This is a genomic window from Nitrogeniibacter aestuarii, from assembly GCF_017309585.1.
GTDB classification, from domain to species: domain Bacteria; phylum Pseudomonadota; class Gammaproteobacteria; order Burkholderiales; family Rhodocyclaceae; genus Nitrogeniibacter; species Nitrogeniibacter aestuarii.
Map to the genome: position 1 here is coordinate 3400752 of NZ_CP071321.1, position 25079 is coordinate 3425830.

The window sequence follows — 25079 nt, forward strand, 5'->3', positions numbered from 1 at the left end:
TCTCCTTTCTTACAGTCCGAGAACCTGCTTGACGCCTTCATGACGGATTTCCCCGTCGTGCGTCAGGCAGCTGCCCTTTACCACTTCATCTTCCCAGTCGAGCGCAAGCTCGCCTTCCTTGATGAACGGACTGATGAAATTGAACAGGTTCTTCGCAAACATCTCGGACGAATGAATCGGCATTCGACTGGTGATGTGCGTCGGACCCACGACCAGGACGTCACCGACCCAGGTTTTCTCCCCGGCGACGGTACCTTCCACGTTGCCACCGGACTCGGCGGCCATATCGACAACGACGGAACCGGGCTTCATGCGCGCGACCATGTCGGCGGTGACGATGACCGGCGCCTTCTTGCCCGGGATGGCGGCGGTGGTGATGAGGGCATCACAACCGGCCACGGCCTTGGCAAGCTTTTCGGCCTGCTGGGCTTTTTCCTCGTCGGTCAGTTCGCGTGCGTAACCACCGGTACCGGCAGCGGACACGCCCGTGTCGACGAATTTTGCCCCCAGGGATTCGATCTGTTCGCGCGTCTCCGGGCGAACATCGTAGGCTTCCACCATGGCACCGATACGGCGTGAGGTCGCTATGGCCTGCAGGCCGGCAACGCCAGCACCGATGACCAGCACCTTGGCCGGACGAATGGTGCCGGCCGCGTAGGTGAGCATGGGGAAGAATTTGGGCGAATGATCAGCGGCGATGAGTGCGCACTCGTAACCGGCAACTGCCGCCTGCGAAGAGAGCACATCCATGCTTTGCGAACGGGTGATACGCGGCAGCAGTTCAAGCGCGAAGGATGTGACCTTCTTCTTGTTCAGCTTTTCCACGCGTGCCTTGTCGGACCACGGCTGCGCCATGCCCAACCAGACAGCACCTTCCTTCATTTTGCCGATATGGGCCTGACTGGGCGGATTGACACCGAAAACGATGTCGGCCGAGGCAAACACCGCGTCGGCATCGTCAACCCACTTGACCCCTTCGAATGCGTCGTCCGGGAAATGCGCCCGGGCACCTGCGCCCTTCTGCATGACGACTTCAGCTCCAAGGCCGATATATTTCTTGACCACGTCCGGTACTACCGAAACTCGACGTTCTCCGGACACGGTCTCCGCTGGCACTCCAAGAACCAGTGGCATAGTCACCTCCAATGATGATGTGAAACCGTGAGGGGATGCGTCATCTTCTGCTGCGGCGAACTTCCCGATCCGTGCCGGCGATGCGAGCGACTGCATGAAACCCAACTCGCCGAATCATAACGAATCGCGGCGGGTGCGCAACCCCCCGGGTTTTCCCTAGGCGTGCGCCGGACGTAACACCCGTCGTAACACCGCCGCTCGAGACGGCAGGCACAGCCACCCGATTCGGCTATGCCGTTTCACTCATTGAGCGAAGGAAATCCGGCATCCGGCGGAGGCTCGGTTCGCGGCGCATCGGTGTTTTCGTCCACCAGACGTATCACCGCGATCGAGAGATTGTCGCCCTGTCCGCGCGCCCGTTCGCGCGCACGCGAAATCAGCGTCTGGCAGGCTGCACGGGCATTCTGGGTCGCAAGAACGGACCCCAGCTCATCATCGTCGAAGTACGCCCATACCCCGTCGGAGCACATGAGAAAACTGTCGCCACCGACCAGGGGCGATACGCCACCGAGCGAGACCCTGGGCTCGCGTTCATCGCCCAGACAGGAGAGCAGAACGTTCCGGTGCGGGTGCACCTCGGCCTCCGCCTTGGTCAAACGTCCCTTGCGCTCGAGTTCGGCCACCAGGGAGTGATCCGGACTCCGGTACACGAGCTGATCGCCCCGAAAGTGGTAGAAGCGCGAGTCACCGCAATGCCCCCAGTCGGCACGCTGCTTCTGCAGCATGAATACCACGGCCGTGCTGTGGGGGTCCTGCTCGGAGGTGAATCGCGACAGTTTGATGACCGTATGGGAGTCCTGGATGATGCTGGTGATCAGATGCTCGGGGGTCTCAGAGCCGTGCGAAAAATGTTCGAAATTCTGCTTTGCCTTGAACAGCACCTGCTCGGCCGCCATGGCGCCACCGGTATGCCCACCCATGCCATCGGCCAGTACCGCCATGAGCGCGCCGGGCTGGGCGGGATGGCCGAAAATCGCCACCCTGTCCTGCTGCTCGACCCGATCGCCCTGGTGTTTTGCTGCGCACGTCTCGACTTTGATCGCCATGTTTTCGTGTTGTCCGTATGTTGCTCAGGCCGGGCCGCCGAACGCGGCTCGCCCATCGTGCTCAGTCTCGTTCGCGCAGATCAGCCTCGGTGCATGCAAGCCTATCAGCCCCGGACACACTTTTCGACGATGCCCCGGCAATGCTCGTGATCAATGTGCCGCCACCTGTTCGCACAGGTCCTCGCAATACTCGGCAAAGCCTTCAGCGTAGATGCCCAACTCGTCGAGCACCTGGTCACGAATGACCAGCCAGTCGGGCCAATCGAGCCGGTTTTCGAGCGCGCTCAAATAGGTCGCGAGCTGCAGGATGGCCACCATGCTGCGTGAGGGATGGTCATCCAGTTCATCGAGTTCATGGTGATGCCTGATCGCCTGAACGACGAAATCGGGCAAACCCCAGTGACGGGCCACGAGTGCCCCGACCACGCTGTGGTCAAGCTTGAGGCGGCGATCTTCCTCCCGCACGCAGACCCACTGAGCCTTTTCGGCACAGCCCTCGACCAGCTCACAATAATCGGGGTAACGCTGCATCAGCAGCGGAATGCCACAGTCGTGGAAGATACCGGCGAGAAAAGCCTGGTCAGGGAAGATGTTGCAGACAGCCACCCGATCCGCTGCCACGACCGCCGCGAAGCTGGCCACATTGCTGGCACGGCTCCAGAAGCGCTGCATGGTCTTCGGGTCGCCCTCGATCGCCGACATGAGCGCAAAGCAGCGCGCCACATTGAGCGACTGCTTGGTCCCGAGCAACTGAATGACCTGCTCAAGACTCTGGGGCGGTGCGCTGCGGCCATATCTGGAGCTCTTTGCCACCTTGAACAGCATGGCGGTAAGGCCCGGATCGTCGCCCATCTCTCGCGTGAGCGCTCGCGTGTCGACCTCACCGGTCAGCACGAGATCTTCCAGACGCATCAACAGATCGGGGCGGGGCGGAAGGGAAAGACCGGACGGTAGCGCTGTCTCCAGGCCATTGCCGTCCGGTCGTGTTGCGGTTTGAGGCATTTCCATAAGCGGTTTATCGACCATAAACCGCCTGACTTGAGACGCAAATTAACGATCTGATGGGCTGCGCCGAGGTGCGCTCCGCTCGTTACGCCGGACCGCCATCTTCAGCCATTGAGGCGTTCATCGAGCCACTCGATCCAGTGCCTGACCGGCGTGTCTGTACCACCCGCCAGATGCGAAATACAGCCCACGTTGGCCGAGGCGATTGCCTTCGCCCCGCCCGCCGAAAGCGCGGCGAGCTTGCGCTCACGCAGCTGCATGCTCAGTTCCGGCTGCAGAATCGAGTAGGTGCCGGCCGAGCCACAGCACAGATGCGCATCGGGCACAGTGGTGAGCTCAAAACCGGCGGCCAGCAGCACCGCCTCCACCTGAGTCTTGAGCTTCTGTCCGTGTTGCAAGGTGCACGGTGCATGAAAAGCAATCTGACGGGGTGGCGCGTCCTTGGGCAGACGGGCCTGAATCGCCTGCAGTTCTGCGGCAATCACCTCGCCCACATCCTTGGTCATGGCAGAGACCCCGGCCGCTTTCTCGGCATACGCCACGTCGTCGCGCAGCAAGTGCGCATAGTCCTTGACCTGCAGGCCACAGGCCGACGCCGTCATCACCAGCGCCTCGACCTCGCTCCGCTCGATGAGCGGCCACCAGGCATCGATGTTGCGTTTGGCATCGGCCTGGCTCCCCGCGTGGTCGTCGAGGTGGTGACGCACGGCGCCGCAGCAACCGGCACCCGACGCCTCGACCAGCGAGATGCCAATGGTGTCGAGCACCCGGGCCGTGGCCGCATTGACCGACGGCATCATGGCCGGCTGCGCACAGCCGGCCAGCGCCAGCATGCGCCGCGAGTGCTTCGCCTGTGGCCAGAGGCCTGCCGCACGCTGGGGCGGCACCTTCTCCTTGAGTGCCGCCGGCAACAAAGGCCGGGCCATGCGCCCCATGGCCATGGCTGCGCCAAACACTTTCGGGCGTGACACCAGTTCGCGCAGCGCCCAACGCACCGTGCGTGTCGCGAGCGGCCGCTTGACCTTCTGATCGACCACCACCCGCCCCAGATCCACGAGGCGGCCGTAGGCCACACCCGACGGGCAGGTGGACTCGCAGGATCGACAGGTCAGACAGCGATCCAGATGCAGCTGAGTCTTTTCGGTCACCGGCGCACCTTCCAGCATCTGCTTGATGAGGTAGATACGACCGCGTGGACCATCGAGCTCATCGCCCAGCAGCTGGTAGGTCGGGCAGGTTGCCGTACAGAAACCACAGTGCACGCACTTGCGCAGGATGGCATCCGCCTCGCGACCGATGTCGGTGTCCTTGATGAATTCAGCCAGTTGCGTCTGCATGGATCAGGCTCCGTCGTAAAGGCGACCGGGATTGAAGATCCCTGCGGGGTCAAAGCTCTGGCGAAGTCGTGTCTGAAGCTTCGCCATCACCGGATCGAGCGGATGGAATACCCCGGCACGACGGTCTCCCCCGCGGAACAGGGTGGCATGTCCGCCCACAGCGGTGACCTGTTCGCGAATGTGGTTTGCATGCTCGTTGGTGCGGAACCAGCGCTGGGCGCCGCCCCATTCGATGAGGCGCTCCCCCATGAGCCCCAGCGGTGCTGCCACCGAAGGCACCGACAGACGCCACACGGGCATGTCGCCCTCGAAGAAGCCGTGCGTCTGCTCGCGCACGCTGCGCCAGAACGCGGCGGCGGCCTCGCCATCGACACGCTCTCCGCCCAAGCGCTTGCAGGCGGCGGCCACCGCCGCTTCGGCGCCGGAGAGCCGGACCCACGCGCGGCCTTCCACCCAGGCTGTCGCGGAAATAGGTAAGGGTTGACCGGCCCACGCGTTGAAGTTTTCGACGGCAACGCCGCTTTCCATGTCGAACACCAGCGTCGCTTCGGCTGCCGGCTTGGGCAGCACCTTGAACGACACTTCGGTGATGAGCGCAAGCGTGCCGAGCGAACCGGTCATCAGGCGCGAGACGTCATAGCCCGCGACGTTCTTCATCACTTCACCGCCGAAGTGCAGGTGCTGACCGCGCCCATCGATGATGCAGGTACCGAGCACAAAATCACGCACCGCCCCGGCCGTGGCACGGCGCGGGCCAGACAGGCCCGCCGCCACACACCCACCCACCGTGGCGCCTTCGCCGAAATGCGGCGGCTCGAAACCGAGCATCTGCCCTTGCGCGTCAAGCGCCTGTTCGAGCTCGGCAAGCGTCGTGCCGGCGCGAGCGGTGACCACCAGCTCGGTGGGTTCGTAGTTCACGATGCCGGTGTGCCCCCGGGTATCGAGTTCTGCGCCCTCAAGGCGCTGCCCGTAGAAATCCTTGGTGGCGCCACCGCGAATGCGGATCGCCTCACCATGGGCCGCGGCCGCCTGGATGCGTTCCATCCAGGCTTGCGACTGATCGCTCATGTCTCGTCCTTCTCGTCTTTGTTCTGCCGCTTGCCGGGCAGCGCCTTCAGGGCCAGCCAGGTGCCCACCAGGGACAACACCGGCACCGCCACCAGAAGAAACTGTGTCCAGCCCTTGTTCATCCGCGTGAGCCCTAGAACCGCTCGATGTTCGGGAACGGCACTTCGCCGTGATGCACATGCATGCGCCCGAATTCCGCGCAGCGATGCAGCGTCGGAATCGCCTTGCCCGGATTGAGCAGTCCCTGTTCGTCGAAGGCCGCCTTGATCCGGAAAAAGGTGTGGCGCTCGGCTTCGTCAAACTGCACACACATCTGGTTGATCTTTTCGATACCGACACCGTGCTCGCCGGTCACCGTGCCGCCCAGGGCCACGGACAATTCCAGAATCTCCCCGCCGAAATCCTCGGCGCGCTCGAGTTCGCCCGGCACGTTCGCATCGAAGAGAATGAGCGGATGCAGGTTGCCGTCGCCAGCATGGAACACGTTCATGCAACGCAGGCCGTATTTCTTTTCCATCTCGACGATGGCCTGCAGCATTTCGCCCAGGCGCTTGCGGGGGATGGTGCCGTCCATGCAGTAGTAGTCGGGCGAGATGCGTCCGGCCGCCGGGAAGGCCGCCTTGCGACCGGCCCAGAACTTGAGGCGTTCGACCTCGTCCCGGGAGACCTGGATCTGCGTCGCGCCCTGTCCTTCGAGTACCTGGCAGACTCGAGCCACCTCTTCGGCCACCTCTTCCGGCGTACCGTCGGACTCGCACAGGAGAATCGCCTTGGCGTCGAGGGGGTAGCCGGCACGTACGAACTCCTCGACCGCCGCGGTGGCGGGCTGGTCCATCATCTCCAGCCCCGCCGGAATGATGCCGGCCGCGATGATGGCAGCGACCGCATCACCCGCCTTCACCACGTCGTCGAAACTGGCCATCACGCACTGGGCCAGCAAGGGCTTGGGCGTGAGCTTGACGGTGATCTCGGTGATCACCGCGAGCATGCCCTCGGAACCATGCAGCAGCGCCAGCATGTCGTAGCCGGGCATGTCGAGGCCATGAGAGCCGAACTCGACCACCTCGCCTTCAATGGTGATCGCCCTCACGCGCAACACGTTGTGCACCGTCAGGCCGTACTTCAGGCAGTGCACGCCCCCGGCGTTTTCGGCCACGTTGCCACCGATGGAACAGGCGATCTGGGACGAGGGATCCGGTGCGTAGTAAAGGCCGTGCAGCGCAGCCGCTTCCGAGATGGCCAGATTGCGCACGCCGGGCTGGACGATGGCCGTTCGCGAACGCGCATCGACGGACAGAATGCGATTGAAGCGGGCCAGCGACAGCAAGACGCCATGTTCGTGTGGCAGCGCTCCGCCGGAGAGCCCGGTGCCCGAGCCGCGCGCCACCACCGGCACACCCCGACGCTGGCAGATGCGCAGCACCTCGATCACTTGAGCCTCGGTCTCAGGCAGCGCGACCGCGAGCGGCACCTTGCGGTACATGGACAAGCCATCGCATTCGTAGGGTCTGAGATCTTCAAGCTCGGTCATCAGACAGCGCCCGGGCAGCACGTCGGCCAGTTCGGCGACCAGCGAAGCGCGATCGACGGCGGAAAAATCCGTGTCCTTGGCTGCGTTGGCAGGCAGGTCATGTAACAGGGTCATTCGTCTCCTCCTGTGGGCACGAGCGTGTCAAGACCGACAGGCACTTCGTCCCAATGTGATGCATCCACGCCCAGGCGACTCGCCGCGCGGACCAGATGCGCCCGCGCCGCCGCGCGCGCCTCCTGGGCGTCCCTGGCGGCGATGGCGGCAAACAGCCGGTGATGCTCTTCCTGCGAGTCGCGCGCCCAGCCCTTGGCATGGCCGGTGCGTGCCCAGGTGGGCACACGTGACTCGAAAAACTGTCCGCCCATGAAGCGGATGAAACGCCCCACGGCACGGTTACCGGTCGCCGCAGCCACTGCGGTGTGAAAGGCGTCGTCGGCCTCGGTCGCGTCGGCCCAGTCCACGAGCGCCTCGTCCATGCGAGACAGGGCGGCCCGCATGACGGCAAGGTCGACATCTGAGCGACGCCGTGCTGCCATGGCCGCCGCCGCGCACTCCACGATGTAGCGCAGCTCGAAAATGTCGGCCAGCGCCTGGGCGGCGTCCACCTCAGGGGCGTCGAGCCTGAAGCTGCTGCCGGACGGACGGTCACTCACGAAGGCGCCCGCGCCTTGTCGCGTGGTCACCAGGCCATCGGCCTTCAAACGAGAAATCGCTTCACGAACGACAGCACGCGAAACGCCAAAATCGCTGGCGAGCATTTTCTCGGTCGGCAACCGGGCCCCGGCCGGCATTTGGCCCTCGCGGATCCAGGCCTCGATGGTCTGCGACACGGTTTCGCTGAGTTGAGAAGGGCGCGCCAAAGGCTCGATGCTTTGCATGCGATTGATCAGGTTGTCTGACAAATTTCTCGAAGTTTAGCCGCCCCCATTCAAAAAGTGAATCGCGGAAACCCTGAAACGCACCCAATCGCCTGCCCACCGAGCTCGCTTTGCTAACATGAGCCGTCACCACGAGAGACCTCATGCCACACCACAGCGCCCCGATCACGCGGTTTCTTCCCTTTCTCAAATGGCGGGCAACGCTCTCTGAAAAAGGCATCCATGGCGACCTCATCGCCGGTCTGAGTGTGGCACTGGTGATGATTCCCCAATCGCTTGCCTACGCGCAGCTCGCGGGCTTTCCGGCTCACTACGGCCTTTACGCCGCCATGCTGCCCACCTTGCTCGGTGCGCTTTTCGGCTCCAGCCCCTATCTGTCGACTGGCGCGGTGGCCCTGACCGGCATGCTCACCGCGGCCAGCATTGCGCCCCTTGCCACGAGCGGCTCCGCCGATCACATTGCGCTGGGGGTCACGCTTGCCTTGCTCGCCGGGCTGATTCAGCTCGCACTCGGCATACTGCGCCAGGGCTGGGCACTCAATCTGCTCTCCCGCCCGGTCTTCGCCGGTTTCATCAATGCCGCCGCGCTGCTGATCTGCTTTTCGCAATTACCGGTGTTACTGGGCGCGCAGGGCCCCCGTGCCCCCGACCTGGGCGGCGAACTCATCCGCATCGGCCATGCGCTGAGCTCGCCAGACATGGCCACGCTTGCCTTCGGGCTCCTCGCCTGGACCGGATTGAGAGGCCTGCAACGCTTCGCCCCCAAATGGCCCGGCGTGCTCGTTGTTGTCGTCCTCTCCATCGGCATCTCATCCACCACCGGCTATGGCACCAGCGGCGAGGTCGTGGGCAGCATTCCCTCGGCACTCCCCACGCTTTCCTTGCCACAGATACCCGGCTGGGATGCCCTGATCGGACTCCTCCCTGCAGCCTTCGTGATTGCCCTGGTGAGCTTTCTGGAAGCCGCCTCAAGTGCAAAGCGCCTGTCGGACCGCTCCCGGCATGCGTGGAACGAGAATCAGGAATTGATTGGGCAGGGGTTGGCCAAACTCGGCGCCGCTTTGAGCGGCACGCTCCCGACGAGCGCCTCTTTCTCGCGCTCGGCGCTCAGTTATCGGGTGGGTGCGAACACCGGATTGACCCAGGTGATCAGCGCCATTGTCGTGATCGCGGCGACCTTGAGTCTCGCCCACTGGCTCCACGATCTGCCCAAAGCCGTGCTCGCCGCGATCATCCTGCATGCCGTCGCCAACCTGATCGACTTTCCCGGCATGGTGCAGGTATGGCGGATAGACCGGGACGATGCCCTGGCGTGCTGGACCACCTTCGCCGCGACGCTGGCGTTCGCCCCGCAGATCCAGAACGGCATTCTCACCGGTCTGCTGCTCTCGCTCGCACTGGTGATCTGGCAAAGCATGAAACCGAGGGTCGCCTTGCTGGGCCTGCATGAAGACGACACCTATCGAGATCTCGAGCGTTTCGGGCTCGAGCACCCTCACCCGGCTCTGGTCATCCTGCGTTTCGACGGACGACTACAGTTCGTGAACGCCGCCCGTTTCAGTGAAGCCATGGAATGGGCGCGACACATCAAACCGGGCATCCGCTGTGTCTTGCTTTCGGGTGCCGGGATCAACGCCATCGACACCACCGGCCTGCATGCACTGACACAACTGGCCGAGCAGATGCGCGAAGATGGTCAGCTGCTGGCCATGTGCGGCCTGAAAAAACAGGTCATCGATGTTATCGAGCGCGACCCAGTGTGGGCCACGCTGGCCGAACATGCGCACTATCGCCACGAGCACGCCGCTGTGGAAGCCCTCAAGCCATTGCTCGAAAAAGAGAAAAGCGTTGACGGAGTACGCTCACAACTCTAGAATGCCGAGTTTCGCGTTTTTCCGATTAACGGAGTACATACCATGTATGCGGTCATAAAAACCGGTGGCAAGCAGTATCGCGTGTCGGCCGGCCAAAAGATCAAAGTAGAACAGATGCCGGCAGACGTGGGCTCGGAAATCACACTCGACCAGATTCTGATGGTCGGCGAAGGCGAGTCGGTCAAGATCGGCACGCCTGTGGTTGAAGGTGCCACGGTGAAAGCGACTGTGCTTTCACAAGGTCGTCACGACAAGGTCAAGATTTTCAAGATGCGCCGTCGCAAGCACTACATGAAGCGTCAGGGTCATCGTCAGAACTACACCGAAATTCGCATCGAGGCGATTTCGGCCTAACCGTCAAGGAGATACGTCATGGCACACAAAAAAGCCGGCGGTAGTTCCCGCAACGGTCGCGAATCAGAATCAAAACGCCTGGGCGTCAAGCGCTACGGTGGCCAGCTGGTTCCGGCAGGCAACATCCTGGTCCGCCAGCGTGGTACCGAGTACCACCCGGGTGAGAACGTGGGTATCGGCAAGGACCACACGCTTTTCGCCAAAACGGAAGGCACGGTTCAGTTCTCCGTTCGCGGCAAGAACAAGCGCCGTACCGTGTCCATCGTGCCGGTGACCGAATAACGCTCGGTCGCTCGCAGGACACGACAGAGCCCTATCCCGGTGATAGGGCTTTTTTTATTTTTGGGGCAGCACCATGAAATTCTTTGACGAAGCACGCATCGAAGCGGTGGCCGGAGACGGCGGCAACGGCGCGGCCTCGTTCCGCCGCGAGAAGTTCATTCCAAAGGGCGGCCCCGATGGCGGCGACGGCGGTAAGGGCGGCAGCGTCTGGGCCATCGCCGACCAGAACATCAATACGTTGGTCGATTACCGCTTCAAGCGCATCTTCCGCGCCCAGCGCGGCCAGAACGGCATGGGTCGCGACTGCTACGGCAAGGGCGGCGAAGATATCACCCTGCGCATGCCGGTCGGCACCGTCATCACCGACGCAGAAACAGGCGAACGCCTTGCCGACCTCGACGTGCACGACAAACGCGTCCTCATCGCCAAGGGCGGCAACGGTGGCTGGGGCAACCTGCACTTCAAGTCGTCCGTGAACCGCACCCCGCGCCAGCGCACGCTCGGTCAGCCGGGTGAACATCGCTATCTCCAGCTGGAACTCAAGGTGCTGGCCGATGTCGGCCTGCTAGGCATGCCCAACGCCGGCAAATCCACGCTGATCCGCTCGATTTCTGCCGCGAAGCCCAAGGTTGCCGACTACCCCTTCACCACGCTGCAACCGAATCTGGGCGTTGTCCGCAGCGACGAGAACCGTAGCTTTGTCGTGGCGGACATCCCGGGCTTGATCGAAGGCGCCGCTGAAGGCGCAGGCCTCGGCCACCGCTTCCTTAAACATCTGGCACGAACCCATCTGCTACTGCACCTCGTCGATATCGCCCCTTTCGACGAAGGCGTTGATCCGGTTCGCGAAGCTCAGGCCATCGTGGATGAACTGCGCCGATACGACGAGGACCTGCACCAGAAACCACGCTGGCTCGTACTCAACAAGCTCGACCTGATTCCCGAAGAGGAACGCGAAGAACGTATCGCCGGTTTTCTCGCCGCATACGACAAGGTCGACCGCCACTTCGTCATCAGCGCCATGAGCGGCGATGGCTGCAAGGAACTCGTCCGGGCCATCCAGGATCACATCGATGCCCACCGCCCGAAGAGCGTGCCGGATGAAGGCGGCGATGACGACACCCCTGACGTATACGACCCCCTTGCCTCATGAGAACCAAGCTCAAGAACGCGCGACGGCTGGTCGTGAAGGTTGGCAGCGCCCTGGTCACCAACAACGGCGCAGGGCTAGATAACAACGCGCTCACCGACTGGGCACGACAGATCGCCAACCTGCGCCTGCAGGGCCGTGAAATTGCACTGGTCTCCTCGGGGGCCATTGCCGCTGGCATCGTTCGACTGGGCTGGACCAAACGCCCACATGAGATGCACAAGCTACAGGCTGCGGCAGCCGTGGGTCAGGCCCATCTGGTCGAAGCCTACGAAGAAGCGTTTTCCGCACACGGCATCCACACCGCACAGATTCTGCTCACGCATGAAGATCTGGCAGACCGCAAACGCTACCTCAACGCCCGTTCCACCATTACTGCCCTGCTGAAGTTCGGCATTGTGCCCATCATCAACGAGAACGACACGGTGGTGACGGATGAAATCAAATTCGGTGACAACGACACCTTGGGTGCTCTGGTCGCCAACCTGATTGAAGCCGACGCATTGATCATCCTGACCGACCAGGACGGCCTGTATACAGCCGATCCACGAAGAGATCCCGCCGCGACACTGATCAACGAAGGGCGCGCTGACGATACGCAATACGAATCCATGGCAGGTGGCGCGGGCAGCGGCATCAGCAAAGGCGGGATGATCACCAAGATCAAGGCCGCGCAACGTGCAGCACGCAGCGGAGCACATACCCTGATCGCAGGAGGGCGCCAGCCCGACGCCTTGCTACGCGCCGCCAATGGCGTCGACCTCGGCACCCTGCTCTATGCCACCCAGACACCACTTCAGGCACGCAAGCAGTGGCTTGCCGATCACCTCAAGTCGATGGGCACGTTCATCATCGACGAGGGAGCGGCCAAGGCACTCACGGCAGGGAGCAGCCTGCTTCCGGTCGGGATCATCGACGTGATTGGCCAATTCGAGCGCGGAGCCGCTGTCGAATGCCGCCGCGAGAATGGAACCCTTGTCGCCCGCGGCCTCAGCAGCTACTCATCCAGTGAAGCACTCGTCGTCAAGCGCAAGAAGAGTCTTGAGATTCAGTCGCTTCTCGGCGAAACGACCGAAATCGAAGCAATACACCGGGACAATCTCACCCTGCTGCAACCCTGATCTGCCTGAGCTTCGGTTGGCGCAACGCCGACCAGACTCAACATTCTGATTCGCGGTGCCGTTAAAGTAGCAAGACTGGATCCAGGGCAGGCGCGATCACTCCGGCTTCGAACTCACGCAGCCAGTCCCGCCCCGTTGATCGGCAACCAAACCTGGACAACACATGCGAGACGAGGCAACGACATCATGAGCGCGTCGATTTCAGGATTAATCAGGCTGATTCTCTCCGAACAATTCGGAAAGCGGATTAGCACACGTATCCCCGAGCCGTGCCTCGAAATGACCGAGGAAGGGTCGGTGAGCGCCTTCCATGAACAAGGCAGTGAGCACGGCCCCCTGATCCCGGTATACCATTTCTGCGCAACACATATCTCCCGGCGTTGCCCGAAGGGTGGAACACTGCTCGACGTCGGGTCAGGCTCAGGGCAATTCCTGAAGTATCTCGCCAGACAACGCCCCGACATGCGGATTTACGGCGTCGACCTCTCGTCCGAGATGGTTGAACTGGGCAATGCCTCGCTCGAAGCCGAGGGTGTTTCAGATCGGGTCGCATTGCTTCATGGCGACATGTGCAAACTGCAAGACATTGAATCGGTTCGCACGACGCGCTTCTCCATGGTCTCGTCAGTCTTTGCCTTGCACCACCTGCCAGCGTTCGACGCCATGGTCACCTGCCTCACGGATTTGCGCGCCATCCTTGATCAGGCAGGCAAGAATCAATTCTTCTTCTTTGACCACGCCCGCCCGCGGGCATCAGGTACGCCAAAGATATTTCCCGAAGTTTTCACCCCCGATTCCGCCAAGGAATTCAAACTCGACTCCGAGAACTCGCTTCGAGCCTCCTTTTCACCGGCAGAATTCCTCGAAGCGATGAGGACGTCGGGTTTTGCGGACACCGGGCAGCATGTCGTGTCGCGCATCATTCCCTTTTATCAGGTCTTTGCGAGCGAGATTATCGGCTCAGACAGTCACATCAATAACCTGCCGTCTATTGAAGAGAAATCGTTGAAAAAGGACTTTGAAGGGCTCAACTGGCTGTTCAAAGCATTGCATTAAATCGGGCATACAGACGAAAAAAAGGCGCCCGAAGGCGCCTTTTTCTTGGTCAGCCTACCTGAAGATCAGGCAGACTTGCGGCGACGGGCGCCAGCCAGACCGAGGACACCCAGACCCAGCAGGGCCAGGGAACCCGGCTCCGGCACCACGAAGGCGCGGCCCGGATCGTTACTACGCAGAGCAACCGTGCCGTTGGCCGGATCGGCCCAGGCAGAGGTGTTCGGCAGCAGGTTGAAGAAGGTGGAGAAGCGCAGATCGCGGGTCTCACCATCTTCACCGAAGATGCCGTTGCCGTTGGTATCAACGAAGAACCAGTCGCTGTTCAGAACGCCAGCCCATTCACCGTCCAGGGAGTTGATCACGCCGTCGTTGTTGATATCAACAACGCTACCGAAAGAATCGGCCAGACCGCTACCGGTCAGCGTGGTCAGATCAACGTCGGACACGAGAGTCGTGGTGTTGTCGCCAGAGATGATACCGGTGTCGAACTTCAGACGCGCCAGGAAGGTGCCATCGGTGAAGATGCCAGCCTGGTTAGCAGCCGTACGGCCCGGGAAGTTGGCGCCGCTCAGGTCAGCGTTGGTGATGTCGTCATCAGCAGCATCTTCCCAGTACAGGTCGATCCAGCCACCGGTTGCAGTCGTACCGGAGGTCAGGGTCAGACCGTAGAAGATACCGGACACTTGGCCTTGACCGAAGATGTCCGACAGACCGTCATCAGCGAAGTAGGTCGAACCACCGGAGATGTCCTGGTTCGGGGTAGCAACAGCGCCAGACTGGATGGAGGAGATATTGAAGACACCCCAGTTACCTTCCGTGGCCGGCGTGTCGAGGATGCCATCGCCGTTCACGTCGATGGAACCACCCGGGACAACGATACCGTTGTTGGTGTTCAGTTGTTCAACGTTGTTGAACTGGAAGTACAGCGGACCCGGCTGGAGGGTCAGCGGTGCGGCGGAAACAACGCCAGAGACCAGAAGGCCGGCGGCGATTGCTGAGAGCTTTTTCATGGTGGGCTCCGTGATGAGTTATTCGAAACAGCTTGCCCAACAATAAGCACACGTCGTGCCAGATTTTTTTTCCTTTTATTTACATCAACTTATAATCACACCCGCCCACCTCAAAAATCTCACTGTAAATAATTTCGACAACCCTGACGGGGTTGGCAAACGCCGTCGCTCCATCCGGCGTAGCCGCCTGCCAACCTCACCTCATATGGCCTGTCTCAGCCCATCGGAAATATCGAGTTTGAGGATGCGCCTGAGCGCAGGCACGCTCGACAACGCGCCCGCACACAGGCCGATCAAAACCGCTTCAAAGCACAGTCGAAAAGACAGAATGATCTTGCCGGTATAACCCAGCGTTGAATTCGGCCCAGGCGGCATATCGATCCCGATCCACGAAATCAATTGCGCCAGCAATACGGCCAGTACGACGCCGACGATCGCGCCGACAAGCGCAAGCAGGATCACCTCAAGGAACACCTGCGCTGCGACACGTCTGCGACGCGTCCCAAGAGACATCATGGTGGCAAATTCGGGCGTGCGCTCGTACATCGACATACCGACCGCATTGGCCACGCTGAGAAACAGGAGCACGATCACAATGACTCGCAGGACGCGATACTGCCCGTCATAAAGCTCGACCGTCTTCTCGTAGAAGTCGGCCAGTTCGCGCCACGAGCGTCGCTCAAGACCCGCCTGCCGTAAATCGGAATCAACCGATTTCAGAAAAGTGCTCGTCTGGCCAGTTTGAACAAGTTCGACGACAACGCTGGTAGCCACGTCAGCGCCAAACAGTTGCTGCAGCACTTTAAGCGGGACCTTGACTGCACGGGCGTCGTAATCCTGCGAGTAGGTCTCGAAAATGCCGACAACGGTCACATCGATCGTGTTGATGGCGCCACCACCCGTCGACGCGAGCAAGGTCGTCCTCCGCCCCACGTCGAGCCTGAGCGATTCGGCGAGCCCGCGCCCTACGACCGCAGCAAAATCATCACCATCTTCCAGCGTTCGCCCTGCCCGCACGCGTACATAGCTCGACAGGCTTGCCTCCTTGCCTGGCTCGCCGCCTTCGATGACGACGGGCAAGTCGGCAGCTCCATTACTCATCAACCCCTGCAAAGAGAGCCGACTCATGACACTTGCTACCTCGGGGCGCGATTCGAGCGACTTCACCAATGCCGATGTATCACCCAGATTGAACCGATCCGGATGCCGGAACCCGCCCTCGTTATACCCCGAGCTGAAGATCTGCACATGCCCGGTCTGGCCGCGAATGATCGCTTCGGCAAAGCCCTCGTAAATATGCTGGAAGAAGCCGCCGATCAAGGCAACGCAAACGACACCGAACGCAATGGCGGCCACGGCCGTGGCAGTGCGCTTTCGATGCCTCAGAAGGTTTCTTGCTGCAAGTTTGATCATCCTCACCGCCCCTGCCGCAAGGCATCAACAATGTTGGAGCGTGCCGCCTTGATCGCTGGGAAAACCGCCCCTGCCAGCCCCACCAGAGTGACGAGCACAGCCGCATTCAGCATCTGAAGCCCATCAAGGCGAATCTCGCCGACATAACCTCTCGACATGCCCGGAGGCGGGGGCATGGGGATGCCGATACTCGACACGATGAGCGCCAGCACGATACCGGCGAGCACACCAATGACACTGCCCACGACGCCGAGCATGGCACCTTCAAGCAGAAACCCGATGAGCACCTGCCGGCGGGTTCTGCCGATCGCCATTGAGGTACCAATCTCGGAGGTCCGCTCCATCACACTCATGGCGACGGTGTTGGACACGCTCAGCAAAACCACCATCAGCACGATGATGGACACCACCGAAAGCTGCTTGCGTAACAAGGTTTCCGTTTTGGTGTAGTAATCAGCCAGGCGATACCAGGGGGTGACCTCCAGGCCGGCATTGTTCAGCGTCGGCGTGAGGCGGTCGATGGCTGCATCCGTATCGTCCGTGTCATTCAGATAGGCTACCCAGTAGCTATTGGCCGATTCACCCATCAGTTCCCGCGCCAGACCGATCGGCATGCGAATGGCATTATCGTCGTACGCCTTCGATATCGTCGAAAAAACGCCTGCAAAGCGTGCCTCGACCGCGCGCACCCCACCGCCAGCAGACTGCAGCACAAGAACCACGGGCTCTCCGATGGGAGCATCCAGCGCCTTCGCCAATCCGCGCCCCAGCCACACCCGCTCTTCGTCGCCGGGCGTCATTGCCTCCCCGGCTTCGATCACCATACCGAAAAGCTGGTCGGCCTCCTTATCGATATTCAAGGCCTCGCCGATGAAGGGAATGGTCTCCTCACCGTGGCTGATGAGGCCGGAAAGCACCAACCTAGGCGACAGGACCTTGACTGACCGATCGTTACTCACTGCCGCCGGAATTGCATCTTCCGGCAGAAGGAAGGCGCGCGGATCGGCCCGGCCTTCAATCTGGAAGCCTTGCTTGGCCACCTGCAAATGACTGACTTGCGAATGAATTGTCGACTCCCTCAGCGCCCAGATCATCCATTCGACGAATCCGCCCGTCATCATCATTGCAATGACGCCCGCGGCAATCGCGAGCAGGACCGCAAAGGTGCGCCGACGCTGGCGCCAGATATTGCGCCAAGCAATCATGGCATCGAGTGCCAAAGGGAAATTCATTGCTTGTGCGTCTCCATCGTCAGGGGAGCGTAACGCCCGGGGGCAAGTGTGCCTTCAGGGTCGATTGCGACTTTGAGCTTACCGATCAGTTGCATTGATTCGGGAATCCGCTCTTCGAGCCAACGCATGGAGTCAACGCCGACGCGATACGGGAAGAATCCCTGAAGCCTTCCTTGCTCCTGAAGTGCCCAGTAGCACTCATGCGCGCGCGCCTGTGCGCTCGGGTCATTGCGATCGAAAAGAATGGGTACCGTGCTGTCGACCACGCGATCCGACACCGTGGTCAACGTAATCAGCGGCTCGAAACCCCATTTCGTCATGACCTCCGTCACGAACGCCTGGTAGCGAATCACGGCCTCGGCCTTGAGCGGCACGAGCGGCGCATACCACAGTAGCCCGCAACCATCTTTGGCCGGATTGAGCTGTCCCTCATCAGTGCGCTTGACATGTTGCCGCCCCCAGTAGGCCAGCGGCAGGGCCGTCTCGTTGGGTACGCCGTTGACGAGTTCGAGCCCCGTTCGCAAGGTCTGGGCCGTTTTCGCGAGCTTGCTCCCCAGCCTGCCGGGCACAAAGCGCGTCAGAGTGCAGATGCGTTCTGCGTCGCGCGAGGAGACAAACAGGAGCCTGCTCGCCACGCCGCGAAGCGCTGATCTGATGTCACGACAGGTTGCACGCACAACGCGCTTGCTGCCATAGAGCGTACCGAACCCCGTCCAGGGGAGTATCTGGTATTCCGCCCCCAGTCGCCGCACCAGATCTGCCGGAAGCACGGATTCATCGCCTGGCACCTGCTCCGGGTAATCCACCGACATGGACAGAACCCGGCGCTGGTTCATCAGGTTGATACCGCCGACGACCCCTGCGTGTGTCTGCAGGATCGACCGGATTCTCGACACAGCCTCTCCAAGCAGCGCCTCGTTCTTGAGGCTGAAGAGAATGGCCTTGACGGACTCCGGCTTTCGCGCCAACGCGATATGCGCATCGGTCACGATACCGAAGTTGCCCTGCGTGAACAGCCCGTCCAGATAGGGACCGATTCCTGTCTTGAACAAGGGGCCGACACCCTCCCCGGAGGCCTGCATCAAGGGCGATGAGTATCGACTGCCGTCCGGCAGTATCGCGCCAAGGGCGATCAATGCGCCAAAATGGTCAGCATGCGGCGTAACGCCATATCCGCGCTCAAGTGCGTTGGCCAGAATGCTGCAGTTGGGGCCGGCGCCTGTGACAGGCACGAGATACGGCGCCCCGTTTTCAGCCAGGTAGCGCGCCAGCTGCCCCTGGGTGACACCGGGTTCGACACGCACAATGCCCATGTCCGCATCGAAGGACAGAATGCGGTTCAGGTCGGACAGATCAATCAGCAGGCAATCGTCGGATACGGGCAGCGAACTTCCGTAGCCCCAGTTCCTGCCTGTACTGATCGGATAGATGCTGCATCCAATTTCGCGCGCAATGGCAACGATGTCGGCAATCTGTTCGGTCTGGGACGGTCGAACGGCACCCAGTAATCGGCGCGCGTATCCAGCGCAGTTCGACCCGAACCGGGATCGCGCCGCTTCGGCATCGAGTACGCGATCCGAGCCGACGCATCGCTCGAGACGGGTCTGCAGTTCAGTCATGACCAGCTCCAGTGGGCGTGAATCGGATGCCTGTGTATGCACCCTTCCAGCCCCGCTCCATGATCGGAAGCACCAGCCGCCGCGCAAGCAAGCCAATGCCCGACCACATGGTGACAAACCAGAACGGAACACCGCCCGCGGGCGGATTCGAGTAACCCCACAACCCGACGCCCGTGCCCACGTATTCGATGGCTGCACCCAGTAACGCCATCACCCCGGCGCACATCAAGTCGTCACGTTCATGGAAAAGGATGAGCCCGACCAGCACGACAGAGCCACTGAGCACCAGGAGCAATACATGATCAGGGACCAGCATGAAGGGAAGACTGAAAACCACAGCCAATGCCAATGGAACCCGAATCGAACCGGCGGGCACGCCCGGCTGAACCGTGCGCAGCAGCCACAGCACGTAAAAGCCCCACATCACGAACTCGAACGCCGGCATCAGCAGCAGGTCCGGATCGGTGAAGAAAAAGACGCCCCGATCCAGCGCGCCGTAGTTCATCACGACAAAAAGAAGACTCATGGCAACGAAGAGAATTGCCTCTTTTCGTTGCAGCGGCCAGAAAAATACGCCCCATGCGCCAAGCAGGACGAGCGTCTTGAGCAGGTTCCCCGGAACGAAGGCGAGCACCACGAGCGTCACGCCCAACGCCGACAGCATCTTCAAACGATCGTTTGCAAATGTCATGAACAGACCCTTGGCGCCAAAGTGATGGGAACCCGCATTCTAGCAAGGCTTCAGGCCCCCAATCGTATTGTCAGGCGCGCGAAGCTCACTATTCCCATACGGCATTGTCGCGTCCGAATTGAGCGACTTCAGATCGATTCGCTCAATGCGTTAAATATTTCATCAGAATCTGACGTAAAGATAGCAGGACAACTTTTTTCCACTGGACAGGACCGGACATGTCCCTCTTCGACCGCTTCAATCTCGGGGCAGGATTTTCAAAGTACTTTCAGATCGAGGCCGGCGCCAAGGAGTCCGTGCGTGACGAGGTCTTTCGGGTACGGCACGAAGTCTATTGCGAAGAACTGAAGTTCGAACCGGAGCGACCCGACCGCCGGGAAACCGACGCTTTCGACCCACAAAGCGTCCACTGCCTGCTGCGCTCGGCCAGAGCCCCCAATCAACCCGTTGGCTGCACCCGCCTGATTCTCGCCAGGGAGGATGCCCCTGACACCCCCCTGCCTTTCGAACAGGCCTGCGAGGCCACGCTAGATCGATCAATCATCGACCCGGCAAGACTTGACCGACGCACCATCGGAGAAGTCTCGCGACTCGCCGTGCGTGCTGCTTACCGACGTCGTCGGGGCGAGCGAAACGTTGCCGTGGCGATCGCGGACGACGACTTCAGCGAGAACGAATCGCAGCCGCGCTTCCCGTATATCCCCATTGCCCTCTATCTGGGCGCGCTTGCGCTCGCTGAACGCAATGGCATCGAAACCATGTTCGTCCTCACAGAACCGCGCCTGGCCGCCCATTTCGGCAAGCTGGGCGTGGAGATCAAGCAGATCGGTGCACCTGTTGAACATCGCGGCATGCGTGTTCCGTCGATGATGAACGTGCCTGCCATTATCAAGAACATGCGATTCATGGTGAAACCGATCTGGCGTGTCGTCCGCGATGAGATCGAGGGCAGCTACCGATAAGCAGCCGCTGGAATGAAAAAACCCGCCACTGAGGCGGGTTTTTTCATTCCACGATTTTGCGGCAATCAGGCCTGCTTGAGGACCGCCTGAATCTGCTCGAGCGCCGTCGGATCCTCGATCGTGGTCAGATCACCCGGATCCCGCCCTTCGGCCAGCGCCTGAATGGACCGACGCAGCAGCTTGCCCGAACGGGTCTTGGGCAAACCGGCAATGAAGTGAACCCGTGCCGGACGCGCAATGGCGCCCAGCATGCCGTCAACCTTCTTCATCACCTCTTTTTCAAGAGCGGCCCGCTTCTCTTCGCTGTCGATCGACGCTGCGTCCTTGACCACGGCAAACGCCATCGGCATCTGACCCTTGAGCTGATCAGCCACACCCACCACAGCCACTTCTGCAATCGCCGGATGCGCCTGGACGGCTTCTTCAATCTCGCGGGTGCCCAGACGGTGGCCGGCCACGTTGATCACATCGTCCATACGGCCGAGGATCGTGTAGTAGCCGTTTTCGTCGTGGATACCCCAGTCGGAAGACGAATAGATGACCGGATCGCTGAAAGTGGAGAAGTAGGTCTGCACAAAGCGCTCGTCCTGCCCCCACACAGTGGACAGGCAACCCGGCGGCAGCGGCGGCACGATGCCGACGATGCCCTTCTCGTTGGCGCCGGCCTCGGAACCGTCCTCGCGGAACAGACGCAGGTCGTAACCATAGACCGGGAAGGCCGGCGAACCGAGCTTGATCTTGCTGTCTTCCACACCACGGCAGATGGCCAGGATCGGCCAGCCGGTTTCGGTCTGCCAGTAGTTGTCGATGACCGGAATGCCCAGCTCGGACATGATCCACTCGTGCGAGGTCTCGTCGAGCGGCTCGCCGGCCAGGAACAGATGCTTGAGCGACGACAGATCGTACTTCTTGAGGAAGGCCGGATCCTGTTTCTTGAGCACACGAACGGCCGTCGGTGCCGAGAACATGACGCTGACCTTGTACTTCTCGACGATGGACCACCACACACCGGCATCCGGACGCAGCGGCGTGCCTTCGTACATGATCGTGGCCATGCCAGCGAGCAGCGGACCATAGATGATGTAGGAGTGACCGACCACCCAGCCGATGTCGGAGGTCGAGAACATGGTCTCGCCCGCATCGCCGGTGAAGATGTGCTTCATCGAAGCGGCCAGCGCCACGGAGTAACCGCCGGTGTCACGCTGCACGCCCTTGGGCTTGCCGGTGGTCCCGGAGGTGTAAAGAATGTAGCTCGGCTCGGACGATTCAACCCAGACCACCGGCACCTTGGCATCCATGTGCTTGGCGCGCAGCTCGGCGTAATCGACGTCGCGGCCCTCCACGCGCGGGAAGCCCTTGTCCAGGCCCCGGTCGATGATCAGCACGTTCTTCGGCGGGAACTCGGCAATATTGCAGGCCTCGTCCACCAGATGCTTGTAGGGCACGGCCTTGCCATTACGCATGCCGGCATCGGAGCTGACCATCAGCACCGGTTTGGCATCATCGATGCGGGTCGCCAGCGACCCGGAGGCAAAGCCGCCGAACACCACCGAGTGGATGGCGCCGATGCGCGCGCATGCCAGCATGGCAAACGCCGCCTCGGCAATCATTGGCATGTAGATCAGGACACGGTCGCCTTTCTTGACGCCCAGATCCTGGTAGATCGCAGCCATGCGCTCCACTTCGCGCTGCAGCTCGGCGAAGCTGTAGACCTTTTCTTCGTTGGTCTCGGTGGAGATGTAGATCAGCGCGTTGGCATCCGGGCGCAGCGCGGCATGGCGATCGACCGCGTTGTGGCACAGGTTGGTCTCGCCCCCCTTGAACCACTTGACGAACGGCGGACGCGAATAATCGCAGATCTGCTCGGGCGCCTTGTGCCAGTCGATCAGTTCGGACTGCTCTTTCCAGAACCCGTCACGGTCCTCGATCGAGCGCTTGTGAAACTCCTTGTATGTCGTCATGACAATCCTCTCCCTTATTTCCCTATGATTGTGAGCGACGATGAGTCGAATGGTTTTTGATTGCTATTCTCGCTTTTTATAGCTTTGTGGCTGTTCCCTCGTGGGAATCTTGTTCTCCTTGTGTCTGCACCGGCAGCCGAGGATTTCTCAGCTCATGCAGGGGCAGACCACAACGAAGTTCCTGCTCGATCAACTCGAGCAAAGGCATGAGTGTACCAAGCACATCGGGTATGCGGCTGGTCACTTCATGTTCGGCTCCGGCACGCACCTGCATCAACACATGATCGATGCTCACCGGCAAACGGACAAAACGCTGCAACTGCGCCGGATCAATCTCGCCACTCTCCGAGATCACCCGGTTACCGCCAGCCTCAAGGCCGGATTTGACCCGATCGACTGCGAGGCCGATGAGCTCGCTGAGCGTCAGATGTTCGTTACTGCCCGAGCCTGCCGCAATGCCGACAGTAACGGTCATGCGAATCTGCCGGTCACGGTAGGTCATGACCAATTTGTCGATGGCACGCTGCAAGCGCAATGCAAAGGCCGAACAGCCGTCAATGTTGGTACTTGGACACAGAACCGCAAACTGCCCCGGCGCCATCTGCGACACAGTGTCTTCCTTGCGCACCTTGGACGAGAGGATCTTCGAGAGCTTGCGATTGATCAGCTCGGTGATATGAACGCCATATTCCGACAACAGCTTGTCGAATCCGTCGATCATGATCACCATTGCGGCCAGATCGCCGTTGCGACGCCGCGCCAGGGCCAACTCCTGGTTCCCGTGCCACTCCATGTAGGCCTTGGTGGCCAAACCCGAGTGCGGGTCCACGGGACTGCCCAGTGCCAGGGCCTCGCGGCTCTGTTCCAGTTCGCGGGTTGCCTGAGCGAGCCGGGTCAGCGCTTCGAGCCGGCTTGTCAGTTCGACGGTACCGATGCCCTTGGTAATGAAATCCGTCGCCCCCAGCTCACGCGCCTTCACCCGGGCATGGTCGTCTTCCTCGCCGGAGATGATGATCACCGGCAGTTCGGCAATGCGGGACAGCTTTGAAGCGCGGATGCGCTCCAGCAGACCGTAGCCATCGAGCTTGGGCATCCCCAGGTCGGAGATCACCACCTGGATGGACGGATCGACCAGCAGTGCCTGCCAGCCATCTTCGCCATCGGCCGCCTCGCGAACATCGAAACGGTCGCGGATGTGTTTGCTGATCGAGACGCGCACCATGCGCGAATCGTCAACGATCAACACACGGGGCAGCGGAATGTTTTCTTCGTCACTCAAACTGCTTGACTCCAGAACGGCTCAGGCGCCGATGCGAACCACGGTCCGCCCGCGAATGCGGCCCGCGATGAAATCGTCAAACGCAGCAGGCAGTTCATCGAATTCGATGAGTCGCGTGACCGCGCCAAGATGCTTCGGATGCAAATCACCCGCGAGGCGCTCCCAGACCTGCTGCCGAAGCGGGAAACCCATGTAACCCGAGTCGATGCCCAGCAAGCTGACACCGCGCAGAATGAAGGGGAACACCGTGGTGCTGATATCGAAGCTCGAGGCATTGCCGATGCTCGCTACCGTACCTGCCTGCTGCATGGTGGCCAACAACCAGTGAAGCACCTGTCCGCCGACATTGTCCACCGCGCCCGCCCAACGGCCCGTCTCGAGCGGTCGTGTGCGCTCGAAATCGATGCTATCGCGCAGCACGATGTCGGTCGCACCCAGTTCGGTGAGGTAGTCCCGTTCCTCGGCCTTGCCGGTCAGCGCCACCACCTCATAACCTGCCGCTGCAAGCATGTCGATGGCCAGGGAGCCCACGCCCCCCGTCGCGCCGGTCACGACAACCGGCCCGTTCGCTGGCACCAGTCCGTTGGCCTCCATGCGCACTACCCCCAGAGCCGCGGTGAAACCGGCCGTGCCGATCGCCATGGCATCGAACAGGTTCAGGCCCGTGGGCATGGGCACCACCCACTTCGCCGGGATTCGCGCCATCTGCGCAAAACCGCCATGGTGTGACACGCCGATATCGAAACTCGTGGCGATGACTTCGTCGCCGGGCTTGAATCGGGCGTCCTGGCTGTCAACAACCACCCCGGAAAGGTCGATGCCGCCGATGCACGGAAAGCGGCGAATGATCTTGCCCTTGCCGGTGGCCGCCAGCGCGTCCTTGTAGTTGATGCTTGAGTAGGCGACGCGAATGAGCACCTCACCAGCATCGAGATCATCAACGCTCAACTGGCGAAAACCCGCGGATACGGATTTGTCATTTTCCTGCTCGATCAGCAAGGCTGTGAAATCGCTCAACCGGTCCATGTGCTTTGTCAGAGGACTAATCCGAAAAGATTATAACGAATTGAGCGGCC

The 25079-nt window shown here is 61.2% G+C and carries 23 protein-coding genes; 7 read left to right on the plus strand and 16 right to left on the minus strand.

The window, feature by feature from the left end:
* Nucleotides 1-9: 9 nt before the first annotated feature.
* The 8 genes from J0W34_RS15885 to J0W34_RS15915 form a co-directional block, all read right to left on the minus strand.
* Nucleotides 10-1134 carry an NAD(P) transhydrogenase subunit alpha gene (locus J0W34_RS15885; RefSeq protein WP_230969425.1) on the minus strand — a complete coding sequence of 375 codons (1125 nt, stop codon included), beginning with the start codon at nt 1132-1134 and terminating at the stop codon, nt 10-12.
* Nucleotides 1135-1373: 239 nt separating this feature from the next.
* Complete coding sequence (locus tag J0W34_RS15890; RefSeq protein WP_230969426.1) at nt 1374-2180, minus strand: PP2C family protein-serine/threonine phosphatase; 807 nt, start codon at nt 2178-2180, stop codon at nt 1374-1376.
* Between the two features lie 150 nt (nt 2181-2330).
* Nucleotides 2331-3188, minus strand: a complete 858-nt coding sequence (locus J0W34_RS15895; protein WP_230969427.1) for an HDOD domain-containing protein — start codon at nt 3186-3188, stop codon at nt 2331-2333.
* Nucleotides 3189-3289: 101 nt separating this feature from the next.
* Nucleotides 3290-4522 carry a glycolate oxidase subunit GlcF gene (gene glcF / locus J0W34_RS15900; protein WP_230969428.1) on the minus strand — a complete coding sequence of 411 codons (1233 nt, stop codon included), beginning with the start codon at nt 4520-4522 and terminating at the stop codon, nt 3290-3292.
* A 3-nt stretch (nt 4523-4525) separates the two neighbouring features.
* Nucleotides 4526-5590 carry a glycolate oxidase subunit GlcE gene (gene glcE, locus J0W34_RS15905; RefSeq protein ID WP_230969429.1) on the minus strand — a complete coding sequence of 355 codons (1065 nt, stop codon included), beginning with the start codon at nt 5588-5590 and terminating at the stop codon, nt 4526-4528.
* The gene (locus J0W34_RS22245; RefSeq protein ID WP_265332732.1) at nt 5587-5712 is read right to left on the minus strand and encodes a hypothetical protein; all 126 of its coding nucleotides are present in this window, start codon (nt 5710-5712) and stop codon (nt 5587-5589) included. The genes glcE and J0W34_RS22245 overlap by 4 nt, the downstream gene beginning before the upstream one ends.
* An 11-nt stretch (nt 5713-5723) precedes the next feature.
* Nucleotides 5724-7235, minus strand: a complete 1512-nt coding sequence (locus J0W34_RS15910; RefSeq protein WP_230969430.1) for an FAD-linked oxidase C-terminal domain-containing protein — start codon at nt 7233-7235, stop codon at nt 5724-5726.
* Entirely contained in the window at nt 7232-7999 is a 768-nt protein-coding gene (locus tag J0W34_RS15915; protein ID WP_230969431.1) for a FadR/GntR family transcriptional regulator, read from the minus strand. Before J0W34_RS15915 ends, J0W34_RS15910 begins: the two co-directional genes overlap by 4 nt.
* A gap of 143 nt (nt 8000-8142) precedes the next feature.
* On the opposite strand from J0W34_RS15915, the gene J0W34_RS15920 reads away from it, so the two are divergent.
* The 6 genes from J0W34_RS15920 to J0W34_RS15945 all read left to right on the plus strand — a co-directional run bounded on the left by J0W34_RS15920 (nt 8143) and on the right by J0W34_RS15945 (nt 13836).
* On the plus strand, nt 8143-9873 hold the full coding sequence (locus J0W34_RS15920) for a SulP family inorganic anion transporter (RefSeq protein ID WP_230969432.1): 1731 nt from the start codon (nt 8143-8145) through the stop codon (nt 9871-9873).
* Between the two features lie 42 nt (nt 9874-9915).
* On the plus strand, nt 9916-10227 hold the full coding sequence (gene rplU / locus J0W34_RS15925; protein WP_227816465.1) for a 50S ribosomal protein L21: 312 nt from the start codon (nt 9916-9918) through the stop codon (nt 10225-10227).
* A gap of 18 nt (nt 10228-10245) precedes the next feature.
* Entirely contained in the window at nt 10246-10509 is a 264-nt protein-coding gene (gene rpmA, locus J0W34_RS15930) for a 50S ribosomal protein L27 (protein ID WP_227816464.1), read from the plus strand.
* 73 nt (nt 10510-10582) lie between these two features.
* Complete coding sequence (gene cgtA / locus J0W34_RS15935; RefSeq protein ID WP_230969433.1) at nt 10583-11662, plus strand: Obg family GTPase CgtA; 1080 nt, start codon at nt 10583-10585, stop codon at nt 11660-11662.
* Nucleotides 11659-12780 carry a glutamate 5-kinase gene (gene proB, locus J0W34_RS15940; RefSeq protein WP_230969434.1) on the plus strand — a complete coding sequence of 374 codons (1122 nt, stop codon included), beginning with the start codon at nt 11659-11661 and terminating at the stop codon, nt 12778-12780. Before cgtA ends, proB begins: the two co-directional genes overlap by 4 nt.
* Nucleotides 12781-12966: 186 nt before the next feature.
* Nucleotides 12967-13836 carry a class I SAM-dependent methyltransferase gene (locus tag J0W34_RS15945; RefSeq protein WP_230969435.1) on the plus strand — a complete coding sequence of 290 codons (870 nt, stop codon included), beginning with the start codon at nt 12967-12969 and terminating at the stop codon, nt 13834-13836.
* 65 nt (nt 13837-13901) lie between these two features.
* Here the strand turns inward: J0W34_RS15945 and J0W34_RS15950 are convergent, their stop codons facing one another.
* The 5 genes from J0W34_RS15950 to J0W34_RS15970 form a co-directional block, all read right to left on the minus strand.
* Nucleotides 13902-14846: a PEP-CTERM sorting domain-containing protein gene (locus J0W34_RS15950; RefSeq protein ID WP_227816460.1), complete on the minus strand. Its 945-nt coding sequence runs from the start codon at nt 14844-14846 to the stop codon at nt 13902-13904.
* A 201-nt stretch (nt 14847-15047) separates the two neighbouring features.
* The gene (locus J0W34_RS15955; RefSeq protein WP_230969436.1) at nt 15048-16259 is read right to left on the minus strand and encodes an ABC transporter permease; all 1212 of its coding nucleotides are present in this window, start codon (nt 16257-16259) and stop codon (nt 15048-15050) included.
* Between the two features lie 2 nt (nt 16260-16261).
* A complete protein-coding gene (locus J0W34_RS15960) occupies nt 16262-17491 on the minus strand; it encodes an ABC transporter permease (RefSeq protein WP_230969437.1) in 1230 nt (409 codons plus the stop codon).
* Nucleotides 17488-19110 carry an FAD-binding oxidoreductase gene (locus J0W34_RS15965; protein ID WP_230969438.1) on the minus strand — a complete coding sequence of 541 codons (1623 nt, stop codon included), beginning with the start codon at nt 19108-19110 and terminating at the stop codon, nt 17488-17490. Before J0W34_RS15965 ends, J0W34_RS15960 begins: the two co-directional genes overlap by 4 nt.
* Nucleotides 19103-19780 (minus strand): hypothetical protein, encoded by a 678-nt coding sequence (locus tag J0W34_RS15970; RefSeq protein WP_230969439.1) that lies wholly within the window; start codon nt 19778-19780, stop codon nt 19103-19105. The genes J0W34_RS15965 and J0W34_RS15970 overlap by 8 nt, the downstream gene beginning before the upstream one ends.
* Nucleotides 19781-20019: 239 nt before the next feature.
* On the opposite strand from J0W34_RS15970, the gene J0W34_RS15975 reads away from it, so the two are divergent.
* Nucleotides 20020-20763 carry a PEP-CTERM/exosortase system-associated acyltransferase gene (locus J0W34_RS15975; RefSeq protein WP_227816455.1) on the plus strand — a complete coding sequence of 248 codons (744 nt, stop codon included), beginning with the start codon at nt 20020-20022 and terminating at the stop codon, nt 20761-20763.
* A 65-nt stretch (nt 20764-20828) separates the two neighbouring features.
* Here the strand turns inward: J0W34_RS15975 and J0W34_RS15980 are convergent, their stop codons facing one another.
* Genes J0W34_RS15980 through J0W34_RS15990 form a run of 3 tightly spaced genes read right to left on the minus strand, consistent with a single transcriptional unit; the run spans nt 20829 to nt 25020 of the window.
* On the minus strand, nt 20829-22742 hold the full coding sequence (locus J0W34_RS15980) for a propionate--CoA ligase (RefSeq protein WP_331001543.1): 1914 nt from the start codon (nt 22740-22742) through the stop codon (nt 20829-20831).
* A gap of 58 nt (nt 22743-22800) precedes the next feature.
* Entirely contained in the window at nt 22801-24003 is a 1203-nt protein-coding gene (locus J0W34_RS15985) for a GGDEF domain-containing response regulator (protein WP_227816454.1), read from the minus strand.
* 21 nt (nt 24004-24024) lie between these two features.
* Nucleotides 24025-25020, minus strand: a complete 996-nt coding sequence (locus J0W34_RS15990) for an oxidoreductase (protein ID WP_230971689.1) — start codon at nt 25018-25020, stop codon at nt 24025-24027.
* Nucleotides 25021-25079 lie beyond the last annotated feature (59 nt).